The following is a 3,793-nucleotide window of genomic DNA, read 5'->3' as shown; positions in this document are numbered from 1 at the left end:
AAGATCAGCTCCTAAAAGATGGGTTTGTGGTAAACACCATTTTAAAGGAAGCTGATCTTTTTTGTCCGAACAGCGTTCGGATTAATTTTACAATCTACCTTTTAATTAAAATCCATTGACTTTGTTTTAGAATGATTCTAAACTGTAATTGGATCATTTTTGTAAGTAGACTCACCTCATTGTTTTTCACCAATCTATTAGGAGGCTATATTTTTTATGTCGAAGACAAAAGTTATTGTTGTTGGTGCATCGCACGGCGGCCATCAGTCAGTTCTGGAACTTACTCACAAATACTCAGACCTAGATATTAAACTATTCGAAGCAGGAGATTTTATTTCTTTCATGTCCTGTGGTATGGAACTATATTTAGAAAACAGCGTAACGAATGTTAATGATGTCCGTAATTTTAAACCTGCAGATCTCGAAAAACTTGGGACAGAAGTATACGCCAATCATGAAGTGACAAAAATAAATCCAGAGAATAAGCAAGTTATCGTAAAAGACTTAAAATCCGGTAAAATACAGAGCTATGACTATGATAAATTAATTTTAAGCTCAGGCGTCACTCCAAACAATTTACCAGTTCCTGGTCATGAACTAAAAAACGTTTATTCAATGCGCGGCAAGGATTGGGCAGAGAAGATCAAAGCAAAATTATCTGACCCAAATGTCAAAAATATTACTGTTATTGGCGCGGGTTACATTGGGATTGAAGCTGCCGAGGCCAGCATCAAAGCTGGCAAAAATGTTACATTAATCGATATGATTAATCGGCCTTTGGGTAACTATCTAGATACTGAATTAACAGATATCTTATCAAAAGAATTGACCAACAAGGGAGTTCAAGTTGTCACTGGTGCTAAGATCGAAAGCTATGAAGGTCTTGAAGCAGTTTCTGCTGTTAAGACAAGCGATGCAGAATATCCGAGTGACTTGATAATTCAAGCTGCTGGAGTAAAGCCTAATACTGATTGGTTAAGGGGAACGGTTGAACTAGATAAGCGCGGGTGGATTAAAACTGACAAATATTTGAGAACTAATCTGCCTGATGTCTACGCCATAGGTGATGCGGTATTGGCCTATTCAATTCCTGCCCAGAAGGACATGCCGATAGCTTTAGCCACGGTTGCCCGGCGCGAAGCCCGTTATGTAGCGGAACACATCTTTGAGAACACACCATCTATACCATTTTCAGGAGTAGTTGGCTCATCAGCATTAAGTGTTTTCGACTATCACTTTGCCACATCAGGTCTGAATATGACCACAGCCCAAAAGGCCGATATTGAAATTCACACATCCTTTTACAAAGACACTTTGCGTCCAGCTTATGTTCCTATGGAGAAGGGAAATACAGAGGTCTACGTAGAGCTAGATTACAATCCAAACACGCATCAACTATTAGGTGGTGCTGTATTGTCAACTTATGATATCACTGCCCAAGGTAATGTTATTTCATTAGCCATCCAACAAGGATTAAAATTGGAAGATTTGGCCGAAGCTGACTTTTTCTTCCAACCAGGCTTTGACCGACAGTGGAGCCTATTGAATTTAGCAGCCCAACATGCTCTTGGTGAACTTGAGTTTACAAAATAAAAAATTTTAAAGATCACTTACAGCTTGCTGTTTACAATCTATCATGAAACCTTTTACGGATCGGCTGCAAGACATTGCCCAAAGTATGAAGGATAGCAGCCAGCGAATTGAACGGTTGTTTGATTCGCAAACTACCCTACGTGAAGACTTTATTGCTAGTAGAAGTGAGCATAAGGTTATCAACGAACGCCTAGACAATGTTGAAGGCGATGTACGTGAACTCAAAAGTAAATAGTGCTAGGATTAAGTTAATCCTTCAAGATTGACACAACCAAATGACCACTCATCTCATTACGAGGTGGGTGGCCTTTTTTGTGTACATTCTGCTTCATTTAAACGGACAAGTATACGTCTAAAAAGTGAACGTGTCGTCTGAGAGAATAGGAGACTAATCTCCTATTCTCCTTTTTGGTTTATCATTCGAATTATATTTTCACGGTCACGGACATCTACATTTTTCTCTAGATAAATATTTGCCATCTCACGAACGAGATCATACATTTTCACATCTGTTACGTAAGAAATTGTTTTTACTAATTCGTAAACTGGAGGATCAACCTTCAGTGTCTTCCGCTGATAGCTCTTATATTTAGAAGCGTCTAAATCTCTTGAAACGTTAGCTTTTTTTTGAATGGTAACCTGCTGATTATTATTTCGCTTGATCAAAGCCACTGACAGTCATCGCCTTTCCTTTGCTTGTAAGCTTGTTACCAGTTATAAACTGATGAGCATAAGTGAAATTTTCTATATCTCCTGTATTTTCAAAGGACTTGATTCTTAATTCCAGTTCAGAGAATATATCAGCAAATAGTCCCCAAACGCGCTTGTCATGGTAATCTTCAAACTGAATTCCCTGAGCTGCATACCACTCCAATCTCGCATGGTTATTTACAATATTATTGAATACATTGTCTTTTCCAAAATATTCAATTGTTTCTTTTACGATTCTTTGATGAAGCGGACGTTTAGCCTGTAGCAAGACTGGAAGTATTCCGGCAACTTGAAAATGAACTTTATCCCCAAAATCGTCTGCTAATGTTTGAAGATATGTTAAGACAAGACGTTTAGACCCATCGAAAGCAAATTGTTGTGTTTCCTGAATAACGATAATGTAATCAGCACATACCATGGCGTTGTCAACTTTAATATCTGTCGAAGGAGGAACGTCGATAAATATGTAGTCATATCTATCTTTTATTTTGTTTACTAGCTTGCTAAGATAAAAAGTTCGATCACTTATACTGGAAAATTTATTATCAAGGAAATCTCCAAATTTTCTTGTGTCGTAATCGGAGCCAATTAAATCCAAGTTATCAGAAAGAGAAACAATCCCTTTTTCTAAGGAACCATCTTCTATACAGCTCATGAATGATTGATTAAATGTCAAAACTTGAAATGTTTTAGCCAAGAACTGTGTTGCATTTCCCTGCAAATCGGTATCTATAACTAAAACTTTTTTGTTGTAAAATGAAGAGGCAACAACAGCTTCCATGACAGTATCGGTTGTTTTTCCAACGCCGCCCTTTTGCTGAGCGTTTACAATAACATATCCCATTTGGACACCTCACTTATGTATTTAATGCAATAGTACACTTTTACATTAAATAAAACAAATTAAGGAGACTAGTGTACTAGTGTACTAATCCCCTTGTCTCCTTATACACTAAGAGATTAGGAGATAAAAGCATAAAGCTGTTAAATATAGACCTGTTTTTGTATAAAAGGGGCACTAGTACACTAGTCTCCTTGTCTCCTTTTATCCTAGTGTACTAGTCTCCTTTTAAACATTTTGAAAAAGGAGACTTTTACGATTTGCCTTTACAATTGGCATAAAAGCGTCTATTATTAGTTGTGCAATTAAAACAGAACATAAAAAAACACCCACCAACTGGAATTGGTGAGCGCCACACATAAAAGTCATATTGTTTAACGACTATTATAACATGGCCGGTGCGATTTTTAAAGCCCTAGGGGACAAGCTGGGGTCTAAATCCAAGGGGACACGTTTGCCAGTGCGACTTCAATAAGTCTGGCTATACCACAACAAGGTCATCTGTACGGCTGGGTGGTGAATGGTGAGCGCGACCATTAACGGCGCGGGTGGTAAAATGAAGCTTCGGCTTGGTGCCATTGATTAGTTGGTGATCGAACAAAAATAAATACGTATCATCAACGCCTACTAGGGCGTTTTTTAGTAGGC

The 3,793-nt window shown here is 38.0% G+C and carries 4 protein-coding genes; 2 read left to right on the top strand and 2 right to left on the bottom strand.

Features of this window, described 5'->3' with window-relative positions:
• Positions 1-216 precede the first annotated feature (216 nt).
• Both FAY32_RS14035 and FAY32_RS14030 read left to right on the top strand, forming a co-directional pair.
• Positions 217-1,593 (top strand): FAD-dependent oxidoreductase, encoded by a 1,377-nt coding sequence (locus tag FAY32_RS14035; RefSeq protein ID WP_089109987.1) that lies wholly within the window; start codon positions 217-219, stop codon positions 1,591-1,593.
• Positions 1,594-1,636: 43 nt separating this feature from the next.
• A complete protein-coding gene (locus FAY32_RS14030) occupies positions 1,637-1,828 on the top strand; it encodes a hypothetical protein (protein ID WP_087717425.1) in 192 nt (63 codons plus the stop codon).
• A 161-nt stretch (positions 1,829-1,989) separates the two neighbouring features.
• Here the strand turns inward: FAY32_RS14030 and prgO are convergent, their stop codons facing one another.
• Together prgO and prgP are read right to left on the bottom strand one after the other, a co-directional pair.
• Complete coding sequence (prgO, locus tag FAY32_RS14025; RefSeq protein ID WP_060416928.1) at positions 1,990-2,265, bottom strand: DNA segregation protein PrgO; 276 nt, start codon at positions 2,263-2,265, stop codon at positions 1,990-1,992.
• A complete protein-coding gene (gene prgP / locus FAY32_RS14020; RefSeq protein ID WP_060416927.1) occupies positions 2,243-3,148 on the bottom strand; it encodes a ParA superfamily DNA segregation protein PrgP in 906 nt (301 codons plus the stop codon). Before prgP ends, prgO begins: the two co-directional genes overlap by 23 nt.
• Between the last annotated feature and the right edge of the window lie 645 nt (positions 3,149-3,793).

The sequence above is a fragment of the Levilactobacillus enshiensis genome (genome assembly GCF_007115095.1).
Taxonomy (GTDB): domain Bacteria; phylum Bacillota; class Bacilli; order Lactobacillales; family Lactobacillaceae; genus Levilactobacillus; species Levilactobacillus enshiensis.
The sequence above is the reverse complement of the archived record's forward strand: the minus strand, read 5'-3'. Positions and strand labels throughout refer to the sequence as shown.

Bases quoted from the DNA above. Each gene is read 5' to 3' on its own strand.
- FAY32_RS14035 (WP_089109987.1), top strand. From the start codon at position 217: ATGTCGAAGACAAAAGTTATTGTTGTTGGTGCATCGCACGGCGGCCAT.
- FAY32_RS14030 (WP_087717425.1), top strand. From the start codon at position 1,637: ATGAAACCTTTTACGGATCGGCTGCAAGACATTGCCCAAAGTATGAAG.
- prgP (WP_060416927.1), bottom strand. From the start codon at position 3,148: ATGGGATATGTTATTGTAAACGCTCAGCAAAAGGGCGGCGTTGGAAAA.